This window comes from Gemmatimonadota bacterium (genome assembly GCA_016704275.1).
In the GTDB taxonomy this organism is placed as follows: domain Bacteria; phylum Gemmatimonadota; class Gemmatimonadetes; order Gemmatimonadales; family GWC2-71-9; genus Palsa-1233.
In genome coordinates this window covers 74,418-90,609 of record JADJAK010000001.1, presented here as the reverse complement: position 1 = coordinate 90,609, position 16,192 = coordinate 74,418, and the positions used below count along the sequence as shown (strand labels likewise).

Sequence of the window (16,192 nt, the reverse complement as noted above, 5' to 3'; positions counted from 1 at the left end):
GCGTTGGCCTCCCCTCCGTCTCCTGGACCCATGACCGCACCGAATTCGCGCGAACGCATCCTGCCGCGCCTGATCGAGGATGAGCTCCAACAGTCGTTCATCAACTACTCGATGAGCGTCATCGTTTCCCGAGCGCTGCCCGACGTGCGCGACGGGCTCAAGCCGGTCCACCGCCGCATTCTCTACGCGATGAACGAGCTCGGCCTGATCCCCACCCGCGCCTACAAGAAGTCGGCGACGGTGGTGGGCGACGTGCTCGGCAAGTACCACCCGCACGGCGACTCGTCGGTGTACGAGGCGATGGTGCGCATGGTGCAGGAGTTCTCGCTCCGCTATCCGATGGTCGACGGCCAGGGCAACTTCGGCTCGGTCGACGGCGACCCGGCCGCCGCCTATCGGTACACCGAAGCGCGGATGACCCGGATCGCCCTCGAGATGCTCGAGGACATCGACAAGAACACCGTCGACTTCCAGCCGAACTTCGACGACCAGCGCGAGGAGCCGACGGTCCTGCCGTCGAAGATCCCCAGCCTGCTCATCAACGGCTCGAGCGGCATCGCCGTCGGCATGGCGACGAACATGCCGCCGCACAACCTGCGCGAGGTCGCCAAGGCGATCGGCGAGCTGCTGAAGAATCCGGAGTGCACGGTCGACGACCTCCTCAGGCATGTGAAGGGGCCCGACTTCCCGACCGGCGGCTACATCTACGGCGAAGCCGGGATCCGCGAGGCGTACGAGACCGGCCGTGGCCGCGTGATCATGCGCGCCCGGGTGCAGATCGAGGAGAACGAGCGCACCGGCCGCAACGCGCTGATCATCACCGAGCTGCCGTACCAGGTGAACAAGGCCAACCTCACGATGGCCATCGCCGAACTCGCCTCCGAGAAGAAGATCGAGGGGATCAGCGGCGTGCGCGACGAATCCGACCGCGAGGGCATGCGCCTCGTCGTCGAGCTCAAGCGCGACGCGATCGCCCAGGTGGTGCTGAACCAGCTCTACAAGCACACCGCGATGCAGTCGACCTTCGGCGTCATCAACCTCGCGCTGGTCAACGGCGCGCCGAAGGTGATGTCGCTCAAGGAAATTCTCGGCCACTTCGTCGAGCACCGCCATTCGGTGATCGTCCGGCGGACCGAGTTCGACCTCGCCGAGGCGACCAAGCGGGCCCATATCCTCGAAGGGCTCAAGATCGCCGTCGACAACATCGACGAAGTGATCGCGATCATCCGCGGCTCGTCCGACACGCCGACGGCCGATCGCCGGCTGCGCGAGCGCTTCGGGCTCTCCGAGCCGCAGGCCGACGCGATCCTCAACATGCGCCTCGCCAAGCTCACCGGGCTCGAGATCGACAAGCTCGAGGCGGAACTGGCCGAAGTGCGCGCGACGATCGCCGAACTGGAGAGCATCCTGGCGAGCCGCGAGAAGCGGATGGGGATCCTGCTGGCGGAGGTCGAGGAGGTCGCGACCACCTACGGTGATGCCCGCCGCACCGAGATCCTCCGCGACCAGGGCGAATTCTCGGTCGAGGACCTGATCGCCGAAGAGGACATGGTCATCACCATCTCCCACACCGGCTACATCAAGCGCATTCCGGTGAGCACCTACCGGAAGCAGCGCCGCGGCGGCCGCGGGCTGACAGGGATGGAGACCAAGGAACTCGACTGGGTCGAGACGCTCTTCATCGCGTCCACCCACGACTACCTGATGTTCTTCTCCGACGCCGGCACGGTCTACTGGCTCAAGGTGCACGAGATCCCGCAGGGCGGTCGCGCGGCGCGCGGCAAGCCGGTGGTCAACTGCATCAACATCCGCGAGGGCGAACGGATCGCGGCCCTGGTGCCGGTGCGCACCTTCGGCGACGACGAGTGGCTGATGTTCGCCACCCGCAACGGCACCGTGAAGAAGACGGTGATGTCGGCGTACGGGAATGTCCGCACGGTCGGCATCAACGCGATCAACATCGAGCCCGGCGATGAACTCATCGACGTGCAGAAGACCCGCGGCAACGACGACATCGTCCTTGCGACTTCGTCCGGCATGTCGATCCGCTTCCACGAGAGCGACGTGCGCGAGATGGGACGCGCCACCGGCGGCGTGAAGGGCATCGAGCTCGGCGCCGAGGACCGCGTGATCGGCATGGTCGTGGTGCGCGAGCGCGCCGAACTGCTGGTCGTGTCCGAGAAGGGCATCGGCAAGCGGTCGCTGATCGGCGACTACCGCGTGCAGAAGCGCGGCGGCAAGGGCATCATCACGATGCAGCAGACGCCGAAGACCGGCCGGTTGATCGCACTGAAGGACGTCCTCCCCGAGGACGAGCTGATGATGATCACCAAGGGCGGCATCATCATCCGCTGCCCGGTGCAGGGGATCCGCGTCAGCGGCCGCAACACCCAGGGCGTCAAGCTCATGAACCTCGACACCGACGACCGCATCGTCGACGTGGCCCGCGTCCAGAAGGAGGACGAGGACGACGTCGAAGGGGCGGAGCCGTTGGCCGACGAGGGCACCGAGGACACGACCGAGGCGTGAGCGGACCGACGCTGACGTCGCTGCGGGAAGCCCACGCCGGACTGGTGGGCGTGGCCGACCGCACACCGCTCCTCCCCCTCCCGGGGGAGCGCGCGGTGCGGCTCAAGGCCGAGTGGCGCCAGCCGATCGGCGCCTTCAAGATCCGTGGCGCCTGGACCGCAGTGTCCCGGCTCCCGGACGCTGATCGGGCCCGTGGCGTCGTCACCTCGTCGAGTGGCAACCACGGGCTCGGCGTGGCCTATGCCGCACAACGCCATGGCATCCCCTGTGTCGTGGTGATGCCGGAGTCGGCGCCCGCGGTGAAGGTCGCCGGGGTGCGCGAGCTCGGGGGCGAGGTGATGCTGGTCGGGGCAACCCGCGGCCCGGAACAAACTTCACGTGCGGAGCAACTGGTCGTCGAGCGCGGGCTCACCTTCATTCCGCCCTACGACCACCTGGACGTCATCACCGGACAAGGCACGTGTGGCCTGGAGATCCTCGAGGATTGGCCCGAGGTGGGCACCCTCGTGGTCCCGGTCGGCGGCGGCGGCTTGCTCGCCGGAATCTGCGCCGCGGTGCAGGCATTCCGCCCGGACGTCCGCGTCATCGCCGTCGAACCGCACGGGGTTCCGAAGCTCTCCGCCGCAAGGATGGCCGGGCACCCCGTCGACCTCGCCGGTGGCACGAGTCTGGCCGACGGATTGTTGACTCGCTCGGTGGGCACGCTCACCTGGCCGATCATCGCCCAGACCGTTCGTGAGGTGGCCGCCGTGACCGACGATGAAATCCAGACCGCCATGCGCTACCTGGCGGGCCAAGGATTCAAGGTGGAACCGTCGGGCGCCGTCACGACGGCGGCCTGGCTCGCCGGGCGCGTCTCGGGAACCGATGCCGTCGCCCTCGTCGCCACCGGCGGCAATGTCGATCCCGCCCGGTACCAGGCGTTGGTGGGCTGATGCTCTCGCTCAACCCGCGCGTGCTGCTCGCGACCGAGGACAACGCCCTCGCGCGGACGCTCTCGTGGGTGCTGAAGGAGAACGGCTACGACGTGGTGACCGCCCTCGGCGGGCCGCAGCTGCTGGAGCGACTGGAGCAGGAAGAGTACGACCTGATGATCCTCGACATCGCCGGCGCCGACGGGGGCACACTCGACCGTCTGAGCCGCGTGCGCGAGGATCTCCGGCACCGCGACGTGCCGATGCTCGTCCTGACCGACCCGACCTTCGACCCGGCGCGCCTGGTGTCGCAGACGCTCGGTGCCGCCGACGTGGTGCAGCGCCCCTACCGCGTGCGCGAATTGCTGGCGCGGATCAAGGCGCACCTGCGTGTTGGTCGCGAGTTGAACAAGGCGCGTGCCGAGGCGCGGTCGCGGAACGAGTTGGTCGCGATCCTGCGCGAAGTCACTGCCTCGCTCAATCCGGAGGAGATCTACCAGATCCTCGTGCGCCGCGTGGCCACCGGCCTCCGGATTGCCCGCTGCTCGGTGGTGCTCTCCGACGCCGATCTGGTCGAAGGCACCGTCGTCGCCGCCTTCGAGAATCCGACGCTGCGCGACCTCCGCGTCCGCCTCGACAAGTACCCGGAGATCCGCCGTGCGCTGCAGACTGGCGAAACGGTGCTGGTCGCCGACGTCGAGGCCGATCCGCTCTATCAGGAAGTCCGCTCGACCTGGGGCGTCGCCGCCCCCGATGCGCGGACGCGTTCGGTGATCGCCCTCCCCTTCTCGCTCAAGGGACGGACCGCCGGCGTCTTCTTTCTCCGCACCACCGCCGATGACCCGCCGCTCAATCGCCTCGACCTCGGCTTCGCCGAGCAGGTGATCGAGGCGGCAGTGACGGCGCTCGAGAAGGCGTACGACCTCGAGCAGGCGCATGACGGGGCGGCCCAGCTGCGCGAGCTCGCCGACACCGACCCGCTCACCGGCTGCGGCAACCGCCGCGTCCTCGAGGAGCGCCTCGGCGACGAACTCGAACGCGCGCGACGCTACGACCAGGTGGTCACGGCCGTGGTCCTCGACGTCGACGACTTCAAGCGCATCAACGACTCGCGTGGTCACCCCGTCGGCGATCGGGTGCTGGTCGACCTCGTCTCGCTGCTGCGCCGGGAGCTGCGCACCATGGACTTCCTGGCGCGCTACGGCGGCGAGGAGTTCGTCATCCTGCTGCCGGAGACCGGCACCACGGGTGCGCGGATCTTCGTCGACCGGATTCTCCGCCGGGTGGCGAATCACCAGTTCGGCACCACCGCCGCGCCGATCGCCGTCACGGTCAGCGCCGGCCTCGCGACCTTCCCGGACGAACGCGCCGCGGATGCCGGTGGCCTGCTCAAGCTCGCCGACGAAAATCTCTACAAGGCGAAGCAGGCGGGGCGGAACCGATATCGCGACTAACGTAGGGGCGCAGCATGCTGCGCCCCTACCACCTGTGTACGGGCGCGGCCTGCCGCGCCCGAGTTCACCCCCCAAAGATTGACGAGGCCCCCCATGCGCATCCTCCCTGCCCTCATGCTCCTCACCGGTCTCGGGACCGGCGTCCTGGTCGCCCGCCGCGATGCGCCCTCCCCGGCGCCGACCGGCGTCACTACCCATGGCGAATTTGTCGCGTTCGCGAATGCCAAGGGCGACTCGGTGCGCGCCTACGTCGCGTACCCCGAGCGACAGGGAAGGGCCCCGGCCATCATCGTGATCCATGAAAATCGCGGCCTCACCGACTGGGAGCCGACCGTTGCCGACGACTACGCCAAGAAGGGCTACGTCGCGATCGCGCCGGACCTGCTCTCGTCGCGCTACGGCTCGGCCAAGTCGCTCGGCGACTCGGTGACCCGGATGATCGGGACCCTCAAGCGTGAGGATGTCATCGCCGACCTCGATGCCACGTACAAGTGGATCACCGCGCAGGCCGCCACCAACAAGGACCGGGTCGGCGTGATCGGCTTCTGCTGGGGCGGCGGCACCGTGTGGAGCTACGCCTCGAGCAACCCCAACCTGAAGGCGGCGGTGGTCTGCTACGGCCCGCTCGCCGACACGATGATGTTGCGCACGGTGAAGGCGCCGGTCCTCGGCGTGTATGGCGAGAAGGACGGTCGCGTCAACAACTCGTTGCCGACGATCGCCACCACGATGCAGGCGCTCGGCAAGTCGTTCGTTGCCGATTCCTACCCCGGCACCGGCCACGGCTTCATGAAGCCGGGCCGTACCGGCAGCGGGACGCCCGCCGCCGCCAAGGCGCAGGCCGACATCGACGCCTTCTTCATGAAGCGGCTCGAGGGGAAGTGAAGCACGCGGCCCTGCTCGCCCTGGTGCTCGTCGGCGGATGCAAGTTTTCCCCGCTGATGAATCGGATCACCGTGGGCGAGGAGCCGTTCGCGGTCGTGGTCGGCGAGGGACCTGATGGCCGGACCGATCTCTTCGCAGTGTCGGCCGGCGGGGGACTGGTGACCCAGCTGACCTTCACCGTGCCGATCGAGATCGGCCCTCGGCTCACGAGGGATGGCGGCGTGCTCGCCTTCATTCGCATGCGCGATACCCTCGCCACCACCCCGCACGAGGTGGTGGTGATGAATCTCGTGAGCGGCGGCGAACGCTCGCTGCCGCTCCCTGCCGATGCTGGCCAGGCCGCGCAGGTGGGGTGGAGCGACGACGAGACCACGCTCTATGTGCGGACCGACCGCGGCGTCTGGGCTGTGCCCGCGCCTCCGGCCGCGCCCGACGCCCGCGCCGTCGCGGTTGGCGATGCCGCGGCCGACACCGCCCTCACCCTGTGGCTCGGCACGCCACGCTTTGCCCGCGCGGTTCGCTGCGATTCCGCGATCTGTGCCATCACGGCACGAGGCGATACGGCGCGACTGACCCCGACGGGGCACGATCCGCTCCGCTGGGGCACCGATTCGGTGGCATGGTTTGATGGTGACGTGCTGATGATCCGCTCGCTCGGGCCCGGCAGCCCGAGGCGGATGACCTGGTCGCAACCGCCGAAACACCCGCGGGACGGTGCCTACGCCAAGGGCGTGAAGCCGGCGACGACGCCCTAGCTGCGGGTGTAGAAGACGAAGTCCTCGAGGTGCTGGATCTTGGCGCTCTTCTCGGCGAGTTCGTGGGCGAGCAGGTCGCCGGTGGTCACGATCCCGATCACTTCTTCGCCGTCGAAGACCGGCAGGTGGCGGATCCGGCGCTCGCTCATCAGCTGGCCACAGTCGGCAAGCGTCGCATCGGGCCGTGCGGTCACCAGCGCCGTCGTCATCACATCGCCTACCGTCGTGGCACCCGGGAGCTTGTCGGCGGCGACGACGCGACGCATCAAGTCACGCTCGGTGAAGATCCCCACCACCTTCCCCCCGACTTCCACCAGCACGCTGCCCGTCCCAGCCTCGTTCATGATCTGCGCGGCGTCACGGACCGTGGTGGTCGGGGACACCCGCTGAGTGAGGTTGTTCCGCTTGGCGGCGAGCATCTCGCGTACGGTGATCATGGTCTGGGTCCGGTTGGAAGGGAGAATTCCATAGTACCCCGATCCGGCCGAAGGTGCCAGAGGGTCCCCGCTCCCGCCCCTCACCAGCGACTAGATTTGACCCCGTTCGCGCGGCCCGGGTGGCCGCTGAGGCACTCCCCCGACCCGCCCAGGCCATGACCCGCCTCCTCGAGTGCGTTCCGAACTTCTCCGAAGGACGCGACCCTCGCGTCATCCAGCAGATCACCGATCGGATCGCCGCGGTCGAGGGGGTCCGCCTCCTCAATGTCGACCCCGGCAAGGCGACCAACCGGACCGTGGTGACCTTTGTCGGGGAGCCCGACGCGGTGGCTGAGGCCGCCTTCCAGGCCATCAAGATCGCCGGTGAGCTGATCGACATGCGGCAGCATCATGGCGAGCATCCGCGGATGGGCGCGACCGATGTCTGCCCGCTGGTCCCGATCAGTGGCATCACGATGGCGGAAGCAGCGGAGTACGCCAGAAAGCTCGGCGAACGCGTCGGCCGTGAGCTCAATCTCCCGGTCTATCTCTATGAGGCAGCCCAGCCGAATCCGGAGCGGAAGAACCTCGCCGTGATCCGCGCGGGCGAGTACGAGGGGATGGCCCGGAAGATCCTCCAGCCGGAGTGGAAGCCCGACTTCGGCCCGGCGGCATTCGATGCCCAGCGCGGCGCCACCGTGATCGGCGCGCGCGACTTCCTCGTCGCCTACAACGTGAACCTGAACACCACCTCGACGCGCCGCGCCTATGCCGTCGCGTTCGACGTCCGCGAGGCCGGCCGCACGGTGAAGCAGCCCGACGGCAGCGAGCTGCAGCAGCCCGGAACGCTCAAGGCAGTGAAGGCGATCGGCTGGTACATCGCCGAGTATGGCGTGGCGCAGGTGTCGATGAATCTCACCGACATCGCCGTGACCCCGGTGCACGTCGCCTTTGATGAGGTGTGCCGCGCCGCAGCCGAACGCGGGGTGCGCGTGACCGGCTCGGAGCTGGTGGGGCTGGTGCCGCTACAGTGTCTGCTCGACGCGGGCCGCCACTTCCTCGCCAAGCAGCAGCGCTCCGTCGGTGTCTCGGAAGCGGAGCTGGTGAAGATCGCCGTCCGCTCCCTCGGCCTCGACGAACTCACGCCGTTCCACCCCGAAGAGCGGGTGATCGAGTACCTGCTCCGCGATCCTTCCGCCACGCGCCTTGTGGCGATGACGGTCGCGCAGTTCGCCTCGGAGACGGCGGCGGAGAGCGCGGCCCCGGGCGGCGGTTCGGTGTCGGCTGCGGTCGGCGCCTTTGGCGCGGCGCTCGGCACCATGGTCGCCAATCTGTCGTCGCACAAGCGCGGCTGGGATCATCGCTGGCAGGAGTTCTCCGATCACGCCGAGCAGGGGCAACGTGCCGTGCAGGAACTGCTCTTCCTGGTCGACGAGGACACCCGCGCGTTTGACCGCGTGATGGCCGGATTCGGCATGCCTCGCGGCACCGACGAGGAGAAGGCCGCCCGCCGCCTCGCGATCGACACTGCCACGCTGGAAGCGACGCGCATCCCCTTCCGCGTGATGGAGACCGTCCTCGGCGTGATGCCGCTCATCAAGCTGATGGCCGAGCAGGGACAGCCGAGTTCAGTGTCGGATGCCGGCGTCGGCGCGCTCTGTGCCCGTGCCGCCGTGATGGGTGCCTACCTCAACGTCCAGATCAACGCGGCGTCACTCAAGGGCAACGCCGAGGCCGCCGAGCTGGTGGCGAAGGGCGCCGGGATGGCGCAGCGCGCGCAGCAGCTGGAGGATGAGACGCTGGCGGTGGTTCGGGGGAAGATGTGATGTTTTCCCCGCCCCGGCAGGCCGGTGTCTCGGTCCCCCCCCGCGATGGCGGGCTACCCGCCCGGGTGACGTGGAATGTTTCTGAACTCGCTCCTAACGCCCCCCCGCGCCCCCCCGCGGCGCCGCCGGCGCAGCAGCCGCCCGCTCGTCGGGTTAGCGAAATGCGGTATGCCAGACGGCGGGGTCCGTGGGCGAGAGCCGGATCCTCTGGCTCAGAAAGCGGTACCGAGCACGCCCTCCCCCCGGCGGGGACTCAGCCCAGGTGGTCCGAGCACTCCCCGGGGCCCCCCCCCTCACTCCGTTACGGCTACTGAGATGACCTACACCCCACTCCGTGCCCCCCGCGGCCCCCATCGCACCGCCAAAGGCTGGATCCAGGAAGCCGCCAAGCGGATGCTGATGAACAACCTCGATCCCGAGGTGGCGGAGCATCCCGAGTCGCTGGTGGTCTACGGCGGCCGCGGCAAGGCGGCGCGCAACTGGCAGGCGTACCACGACATCATCGCGACGCTCGATCGGCTCGAGAACGACGAGACGCTGCTGATCCAGAGCGGCAAGCCCGTGGCGGTGCTCAAGACCCACGCGATGGCGCCGCGCGTCCTGCTCGCCAATTCGAACCTCGTGCCGAAGTGGGCCACCTGGGAGGAGTTCGACCGACTCGATCAGCTCGGCCTGATGATGTACGGCCAGATGACGGCCGGTTCGTGGATCTACATCGGCACCCAGGGCATCCTGCAGGGGACCTACGAGACCTTCGCTTCGGCGGGTGCCAAGCACTTCGGCGGTTCGCTCGCCGGCACCATTACCGTCACCGCCGGCCTCGGCGGGATGGGCGGCGCGCAGCCGCTCGCGGTGACGCTGGCGGGCGGCGTGGCGATCTGCATCGAGGTGGACCAGAGCCGGATTGAGCGGCGGTTGGAGACGAGGTACCTCGACGTTACCGCCGCATCGCTCGACGAAGCGTTGCGCATGGCGCGAGAAGCGAGAAGCGAGAAGCGAGCGCTCTCCATCGGGCTGCTGGGGAACGCTGCGGAGGTGGTGCCGGAGATGGTGCGGATGGGGTTCACTCCCGACCTCGTCACTGACCAGACCTCGGCGCACGATCCGATGTGGGGCTACTTGCCCCCGGTGCGTGCCGATGAGGACCTGACGGAGCTCCGCAGCAAGCAACCGGCCGAGTACCTCGCGCGGGCGCGGGCGGCGATGGTGGCGCACGTCCAGGCGATCATCACCATGCAGGAACGCGGCGCGATCGCCTTCGACTACGGCAACAACCTCCGCGCGCAGGCCGAGCTCGGCGGACTCGCCGGCGCGACGACGGCGTATCCGGGCTTCGTGCCGGCGTTCATCCGCGATTCCTTCTGCGAGGGGCGCGGGCCCTTCCGCTGGGTCGCGCTCTCGGGCGACCCTGCCGACATCGCCGCAACCGACCAGGCGCTGCTCGAACTCTTTCCCGACGACGAGCGGCTGCAGAAGTGGCTCGGCTGGGCCGGCGAGAAGATCGCCTTCCAGGGGCTCCCGGCTCGCATCTGCTGGCTCGGCTACCGCGAGCGCGACAAGGCCGGGCTGCTCTTCAATCAGATGGTGCGCGATGGCCGCGTGAGTGCGCCGATCGTCATCGGTCGCGACCACCTCGACGCCGGTTCCGTGGCCTCACCCTATCGCGAAACCGAGGCGATGCTCGATGGCTCCGATGCCGTCAGCGACTGGCCGCTGTTGAACTTCGCGACCGGGATCGCCTCCGGGGCCGGCTGGATGTCGTTCCACCACGGCGGCGGAGTCGGGATGGGCTATTCGCAGCACAGCGGGTTGGTGGCCGTGGCCGACGGCAGCGACGAGGCCGAGCAGCGGCTCCGGCTCTGCCTCACCAACGACCCGGCGATGGGCGTGATCCGGCACGCCGATGCCGGCTATGAGCTCGCCAAGGGCGTGGCGCGCACGCGGGGCGTCGACATGCCGTCGCTCGACCGGTGAGCGAACAGCCGGGTAGATTCCAGCGATGACCGCTGACCATCTCTTCACGGGCATTTCCCAGCTTGTCTCGGCCGGCGGGCGTGGTGCGCTGCGCGGCCCCGCGATGTCCGACCTCGAGATTCAGCGCGATGTGGCGATCGCGGCGACCGACGGGAAGATCTCCTGGATCGGCCCGGCGAGCGCATGGGACGATGCCACCACGCCGACGACCGATCTTGGTGGGCGCGCCGTCGTCCCCGCCCTGGTCGACTCGCACACGCACATCGTCTGGGCCGGTGACCGCCTCGCCGACTTCGAGGCGCGAGCGGCGAAGATCCCCTATGAGCAGATCCTCGCAGCGGGGGGTGGCATTCGTCACACGGTGCAGCGGACAGCCGAGGCCTCGGTCGCGCACCTGGAGGCACTCGCCGCGCCCCGCGCGGCGGCGCTGATCCACGGTGGCGCGGGTACCATCGAGGTGAAGAGTGGCTACGGCTACACGCTCGAGGCGGAACTCACCTCGCTCGAGGCGATCCGCCTCCTCCATGATCATTGCCCAGCCCACATCGTCCCCACGCTGCTGATCCACATCCCGCCGCGCGACGAATCGGAGCGGCCGGGCTACCTCGAGATGGTGACGCAGACGCTGATCCCCGAAGCGATCAAGCGGCGCCTTGCGCGGGCCGTCGACATCTTCATCGAGCGCGAGGCGTTCACGCTCGAGGACGCGCGCCGCGTCTTTTCCTGCGCCCGCGATCACGGCCTCGCCGTGAAGGCGCATGTCGACCAGTTCCATGCCATCGGCGGCGTCGAGCTCGCGATCGAGCATGGCGCCATCTCGGTCGATCACCTGGAAGCATCGGGCAAGCCCCAGATCATGGCCCTCGGTCTCGCCCCGACCATCGGCGTCCTCCTCCCGGGGGTGACGCTGCACCTCGGGATTCCCGCCGCGCCGGGCCGCGCACTGATCGATGCCGGTGCCGCCGTCGCCGTCGGGACCGACTGCAATCCGGGGTCGTCGCCGCTCTTCTCGCCGCAGCTGGCGATGGCGCTGGCCGTGCGGCTCAACGGTCTGACTCCCGCCGAGGCACTGACGGCCTGCACCGCCAACGGCGCGGCCGCGTTGCAGCGTGAGGGCGTCGGCCGGCTCCGGGTCGGAATGTGCGCCGACTTCCTCGTCGTCGGCTCCGCCGATTGGCGCGACCTTCCCTACACCCTCGGCGGTTCGCCCATCGAACGGATGATTCTCGGCGGCCGGGAGTTCCACGCGTGACCACTGCTCCCCTCTTCGTCGGCCGGCCACTCGCCATCAGCGATGTCGTCGCCGTGGCGCGCCACGGCACGCCGGTGACGCTCTGTGACGATGCCCGTGCCCGCATGGCGACCAGCCGCGCCTTCATCGAACGGATCGTGGCCGAGGGACGCGTCGTCTATGGCGTCACGACCGGCTTCGGCAAGCTCGCCAATGTGCGCATCGCACCGGAAGACGTGCAGCAGCTGCAGCGCAACCTGATCGTCTCGCACGCCATGGGCGTGGGCGATCCGCTCTCGACCGAAGTAGTCCGCGCGATGCTCCTGCTGCGCGCCCAATCGCTGGCACAGGGATTCAGCGGAATCCGGATCGAGGTCGTCGAGTTGCTGCTGGCGCTGCTCAACCGCGGCGTGCATCCGGTGATCCCGTCGCAGGGGTCGGTCGGTGCGAGTGGCGACCTGGCCCCGCTGGCCCACATGGCGCTGACGCTGATCGGCGAGGGTGAGGCGGAGTATCAGGGCACGCGCCGACCGGCCGCCGAGGCACTCGCTGCCGCCGGCCTCGCGCCGGTGACGCTCCAGGCCAAGGAAGGACTCGCGCTCATCAACGGCACCCAGGCGATGACCGCGATCGGCGCGTTGACGGTGTACGACGGTCAGCAACTCGCCACCGCCTGCGACATTGCGGCGGCGATGTCGCTCGAGGCGCTGAAGGGATCACGCGCGCCATTCGACCTCCGGGTCACCGCGGTGCGCCCGCATCCGGGCGCCGCCGAGACGGCCGCGAACGTGCTCGCCATCTCCGCGAACTCCCCGGTGCACGCCTCGCATGCCGACTGCGACAAGATCCAGGACGCCTATTCACTGCGCTGCATCCCCCAGGTGCACGGTGCCTCGCGCGATGGCCTGCGACACGCCGCCGAGGTGGTCACGCGCGAGGTGAACGCGGTCACCGACAATCCGCTGGTCTTCGCCAAGGATGACCTGGTGATCTCGGCCGGCAACTTCCACGGCCAGCCGGTGGCATTGGTGATGGACTACGCCAAGATCGCGATCGCCGAGCTCGCCAACATCGCCGAGCGGCGAGTGGAACACATGCTCGATCCGGCCGTCAGCGGGTTGCCGGCGTTCCTGGCGCGGCAGGGCGGGCTGCATTCAGGGTTGATGATCTCGCAGTACACCGCAGCGTCACTGGTCAGCGAGAACAAGGTCCTGGCACACCCGGCGTCCGTGGACTCGATCCCGACATCGGCCAACCAGGAAGACCACGTCTCGATGGGGACCACGGCGGCCCGGCAGTGCGCAATGATTCTCGAGAACAGTCGCTGGGTGATCGCCGTCGAACTGCTCAACGCCACGCAGGCGCTCGACTTTCACGCACCACTCGTCCCCGGGCCAGGTGTCGGCGCCGCCGTCGCGCTGATCCGCTCGGTGGTCCCGCCGCTCGACGCCGATCGGATCATGACCGGCGACCTCGCGGCGGTGCGGCTGCTCATCACGAGCGGGAAGCTGCGGGCGGCGGTGGAGAAGGCGGTCGGGGAGTTGAGGTAGCACGACACGCGATGATCGCCGCGGGGTGTGGTCGCGCGACACGTAGGAGCTCGTCGCTAAAGCGACGGCTCGGCTGATGTCGCTGAAGCGACACCCAATCCCACGCGGGCACGGAGATCAAGTCGCTTCAGCGACATCAGCCGAGCCGCGGCTTTAGCCGCGAGCTCCAGCGGAGGCACAGATGAAGCGATCGCGCAAGACACGCACACGTCACCGGTCACGAGTCACGGGTCACGTCGCCCTCTGGGCCCTGCTATTTCCGATCTTCCTCCCCGCCCAATCCCTCGCGCCCCGCCTCGACTCGATCTTCGTCAGGTACCAGGGCGACGCCCCCGGCTGCGTCCTTGGCATCGACCAGGGTGGCGCCGCGCTGGTGCGTCGCGCCTGGGGGCAGGCGACCATCGAGCAGCGCGTGCCGAACCGCGTTGAGACCATCTTCGAGGCCGGGTCGGTCTCGAAGCAGGTCACCGCGGCCTCGATCCACCTGCTCGCCGCCCGCGGACAGCTCGCCCTCTCCGACGACATCCGCCGGTACTTCCCGGAGCTCCCCGACCTCGGCACCCCCATCACCATCACCGACCTGCTGCAGCACACCAGCGGGCTGCGCGACTGGGGCGCGATCGCCGAGCTCGAGGGGTGGCCGCGTGGCACGCGGACCATCAATCACGGCCATGTGCTCGCCATCCTGGCACGGCAGCACGGGCTCAATCATCCGGTGGACGCCAAGTACTCCTACACCAACAGTGGCTATTCCCTGCTGGCAATGCTGGTGGAGCGTATCAGCGGGACGCCACTCGCCGAATTCTCGGCGCGCGAGTTCTTCCGTCCGTTGGGGATGACGCGCACCAGTTGGCGCGATGACTATGCCCGCATCGTGATGGATCGGGCGCAGGCGTACGCCAAGGTCGGCGGGCAGTGGCGGCTCGACATGCCGTTCGAGAATCCGCATGGGCACGGCGGGTTGCTCACCACCGTGGATGACCTGCTCCGGTGGAATGCGGCGCTCACGGCGCGCCGTCTCGGGTCGCCCGATGTCAGCGCCGCGATGGAGGTGCCGGGTGTCTTGCGTGATGGCACGCCGATCACCTACGGCGGTGGCCTGGTGATGGATCGTTGGCGCGGTGTGACCCAGATCGCACATTCCGGCGCGACGGCCGGCTACCGCGCCTATCTGGCGCGCTGGCCGGAGCAGCAGCTTTCGGCGGTACTGCTCTGCAACGCCGGGGACGCTGACGCCACCGCGCTGGTCCGCCAAAGCGTCACGACGCTGCTGCCACTCGCCCCGCTGCCGCCGGCCACGACCCGCCAGGTGGCTGCGCCGGCAACCAGCCGGCCGGTGCCGCGCGGGCCGCTCACCGACTATGTCGGCACCTGGACCTCCGCCGATGCCGACGCACGCTGGCGTATCACCGTTGAGCACGACTCGCTCATCCTCCGGCGCACTGCGGGGGATCGCTTCGCCCTCCGTGCCGTCGCCGCCGACTCGTTCACCGTCGGCCCGGTCAGCATCGCCTTCGTCCGGCGCGGCAGGGCGAAGCCTGTCGTGGCGCGAGTGTCCATTGATCGAGCGTTGGGGGTGGGGTTTGTGAGAAATGAGAAGTGACCAGTAACCAGTAACCAGTGATCCGGCTTCGGGGATCAGCCTCGCTGGTCACTGGTCACCGGTCACTGGTCACTGGTTACTGGTTACTCGTACCACCGTTCACCCCTTACACTTCGCCATGCCCTCTCGCCACCACCGTCTTGTCTCGCTGCTCCTCCTCACGGCCTGCGGCGAACGCTCCGCGGCACCGTCGGCGGCGCCGATCATCACGCGCGTCGCGGACACGACCTTCGTGACGACGGCCGAACCCGGACTCGACGGCGCCGTGGCGCTGACCGAGCGCTGGCTGTTGACGCCCGACACCGCACGGATCGGCACCATCGGGGCAGCGGCCCTGGGCGCTGATGGCGCGGTCTGGTATGCCGCCTCGGGCGGGACCGACCACGCCGCGCTGTACCGCGACCACAAGAACGGCGAGCACCGGGCCATCGCCTTGCAGGGAGCGGCGGCCAACGAGTTCACCGGGCCGTTGCTGCTGGCGGCACTCGCCGATGGCGGTCTGGTGGCCATCGAACAGACCACCGGGCGCGGCATGCGCTACGACTCGCTCGGCGCCGTCGTCGACACCCTCATGATGCCGTGGCTCGCCGGCGCGACGACTGCTACGGCCGACCGTAGTGGTGGCTGGTTCGCGCAGGGAGCAGGAACTGCGGCCTGGTTGCACCATGCCCGCGACGGGAGCGTGACCGACACGGTGCGCGCCGCAGCCGGATGGGATGGCGCGATCGCCATCGGACGCGACGGTTCACTGCTGCGTGCTCCGGCCGGAGGCCGGCAATTGGAACGGCGTGCAGGCAGCGGGCCGGTACTGACCGCACGATGGGAGGGAGCCGTGCTCGTGGCCCCGATCGCCGCAGCGCACGACGCCCGCGGCTTTTCCTGGGTCGGCGATGCCACGACCTGGCGTGCCTTCGATCGCGATGGCCAACTGCGATTCACGATTGCCCTGCCTGAAGCCGAGGTCCTGCTCGATCGCGACGGCGAGTACCTGTTGCTGCGCGGGCAGCATGGTGGATTGCGGGTCGTGGAGGCGCGCAGCCCCGAACCCTGAACCC

12 protein-coding genes are annotated in these 16,192 nt (G+C 68.9%); 11 read left to right on the top strand and 1 reads right to left on the bottom strand.

Annotated features, from left to right (window positions below; genetic code table 11):
* Window positions 1-30: 30 nt before the first annotated feature.
* The 5 genes from gyrA (at window position 31) to IPG05_00465 (ending at window position 6,537) form a co-directional block, all read left to right on the top strand.
* Window positions 31-2,529, top strand: coding sequence for a DNA gyrase subunit A (gene gyrA / locus IPG05_00485; GenBank protein ID MBK6493576.1), 2,499 nt, complete (start codon window positions 31-33; stop codon window positions 2,527-2,529).
* Window positions 2,526-3,464, top strand: a complete 939-nt coding sequence (locus IPG05_00480) for a threonine/serine dehydratase (GenBank protein MBK6493575.1) — start codon at window positions 2,526-2,528, stop codon at window positions 3,462-3,464. Before gyrA ends, IPG05_00480 begins: the two co-directional genes overlap by 4 nt.
* Complete coding sequence (locus IPG05_00475; protein MBK6493574.1) at window positions 3,464-4,897, top strand: diguanylate cyclase; 1,434 nt, start codon at window positions 3,464-3,466, stop codon at window positions 4,895-4,897. The genes IPG05_00480 and IPG05_00475 overlap by 1 nt, the downstream gene beginning before the upstream one ends.
* 93 nt (window positions 4,898-4,990) lie before the next feature.
* On the top strand, window positions 4,991-5,782 hold the full coding sequence (locus tag IPG05_00470) for a dienelactone hydrolase family protein (protein MBK6493573.1): 792 nt from the start codon (window positions 4,991-4,993) through the stop codon (window positions 5,780-5,782).
* Window positions 5,779-6,537 (top strand): hypothetical protein, encoded by a 759-nt coding sequence (locus IPG05_00465; protein MBK6493572.1) that lies wholly within the window; start codon window positions 5,779-5,781, stop codon window positions 6,535-6,537. The genes IPG05_00470 and IPG05_00465 overlap by 4 nt, the downstream gene beginning before the upstream one ends.
* Here the strand turns inward: IPG05_00465 and IPG05_00460 are convergent.
* Complete coding sequence (locus tag IPG05_00460; GenBank protein MBK6493571.1) at window positions 6,534-6,974, bottom strand: CBS domain-containing protein; 441 nt, start codon at window positions 6,972-6,974, stop codon at window positions 6,534-6,536. The two genes, IPG05_00465 and IPG05_00460, sit on opposite strands and share 4 nt — an antisense overlap.
* A 155-nt stretch (window positions 6,975-7,129) precedes the next feature.
* Here IPG05_00460 and ftcD point away from each other — a divergent pair, with 155 nt between their 5' ends.
* The 6 genes from ftcD to IPG05_00430 all read left to right on the top strand — a co-directional run bounded on the left by ftcD (window position 7,130) and on the right by IPG05_00430 (window position 16,188).
* Window positions 7,130-8,779, top strand: coding sequence for a glutamate formimidoyltransferase (gene ftcD, locus IPG05_00455; GenBank protein ID MBK6493570.1), 1,650 nt, complete (start codon window positions 7,130-7,132; stop codon window positions 8,777-8,779).
* Between the two features lie 315 nt (window positions 8,780-9,094).
* The gene (hutU, locus tag IPG05_00450) at window positions 9,095-10,753 is read left to right on the top strand and encodes a urocanate hydratase (protein MBK6493569.1); all 1,659 of its coding nucleotides are present in this window, start codon (window positions 9,095-9,097) and stop codon (window positions 10,751-10,753) included.
* 25 nt (window positions 10,754-10,778) lie between these two features.
* The gene (locus IPG05_00445) at window positions 10,779-12,005 is read left to right on the top strand and encodes an imidazolonepropionase (GenBank protein MBK6493568.1); all 1,227 of its coding nucleotides are present in this window, start codon (window positions 10,779-10,781) and stop codon (window positions 12,003-12,005) included.
* Window positions 12,002-13,534, top strand: coding sequence for a histidine ammonia-lyase (gene hutH / locus IPG05_00440; protein MBK6493567.1), 1,533 nt, complete (start codon window positions 12,002-12,004; stop codon window positions 13,532-13,534). The genes IPG05_00445 and hutH overlap by 4 nt, the downstream gene beginning before the upstream one ends.
* Before the next feature lie 181 nt (window positions 13,535-13,715).
* Window positions 13,716-15,137, top strand: a complete 1,422-nt coding sequence (locus IPG05_00435; protein ID MBK6493566.1) for a beta-lactamase family protein — start codon at window positions 13,716-13,718, stop codon at window positions 15,135-15,137.
* 118 nt (window positions 15,138-15,255) lie between these two features.
* A complete protein-coding gene (locus IPG05_00430; protein MBK6493565.1) occupies window positions 15,256-16,188 on the top strand; it encodes a hypothetical protein in 933 nt (310 codons plus the stop codon).
* Window positions 16,189-16,192 lie beyond the last annotated feature (4 nt).

Bases quoted from the DNA above. Each gene is read 5' to 3' on its own strand.
- hutU (MBK6493569.1), top strand. From the start codon at position 9,095: ATGACCTACACCCCACTCCGTGCCCCCCGCGGCCCCCATCGCACCGCC.
- IPG05_00430 (MBK6493565.1), top strand. From the start codon at position 15,256: ATGCCCTCTCGCCACCACCGTCTTGTCTCGCTGCTCCTCCTCACGGCC.
- IPG05_00460 (MBK6493571.1), bottom strand. From the start codon at position 6,974: ATGATCACCGTACGCGAGATGCTCGCCGCCAAGCGGAACAACCTCACT.
- ftcD (MBK6493570.1), top strand. From the start codon at position 7,130: ATGACCCGCCTCCTCGAGTGCGTTCCGAACTTCTCCGAAGGACGCGAC.
- IPG05_00445 (MBK6493568.1), top strand. From the start codon at position 10,779: ATGACCGCTGACCATCTCTTCACGGGCATTTCCCAGCTTGTCTCGGCC.
- IPG05_00470 (MBK6493573.1), top strand. From the start codon at position 4,991: ATGCGCATCCTCCCTGCCCTCATGCTCCTCACCGGTCTCGGGACCGGC.
- gyrA (MBK6493576.1), top strand. From the start codon at position 31: ATGACCGCACCGAATTCGCGCGAACGCATCCTGCCGCGCCTGATCGAG.
- IPG05_00475 (MBK6493574.1), top strand. From the start codon at position 3,464: ATGCTCTCGCTCAACCCGCGCGTGCTGCTCGCGACCGAGGACAACGCC.
- IPG05_00435 (MBK6493566.1), top strand. From the start codon at position 13,716: ATGAAGCGATCGCGCAAGACACGCACACGTCACCGGTCACGAGTCACG.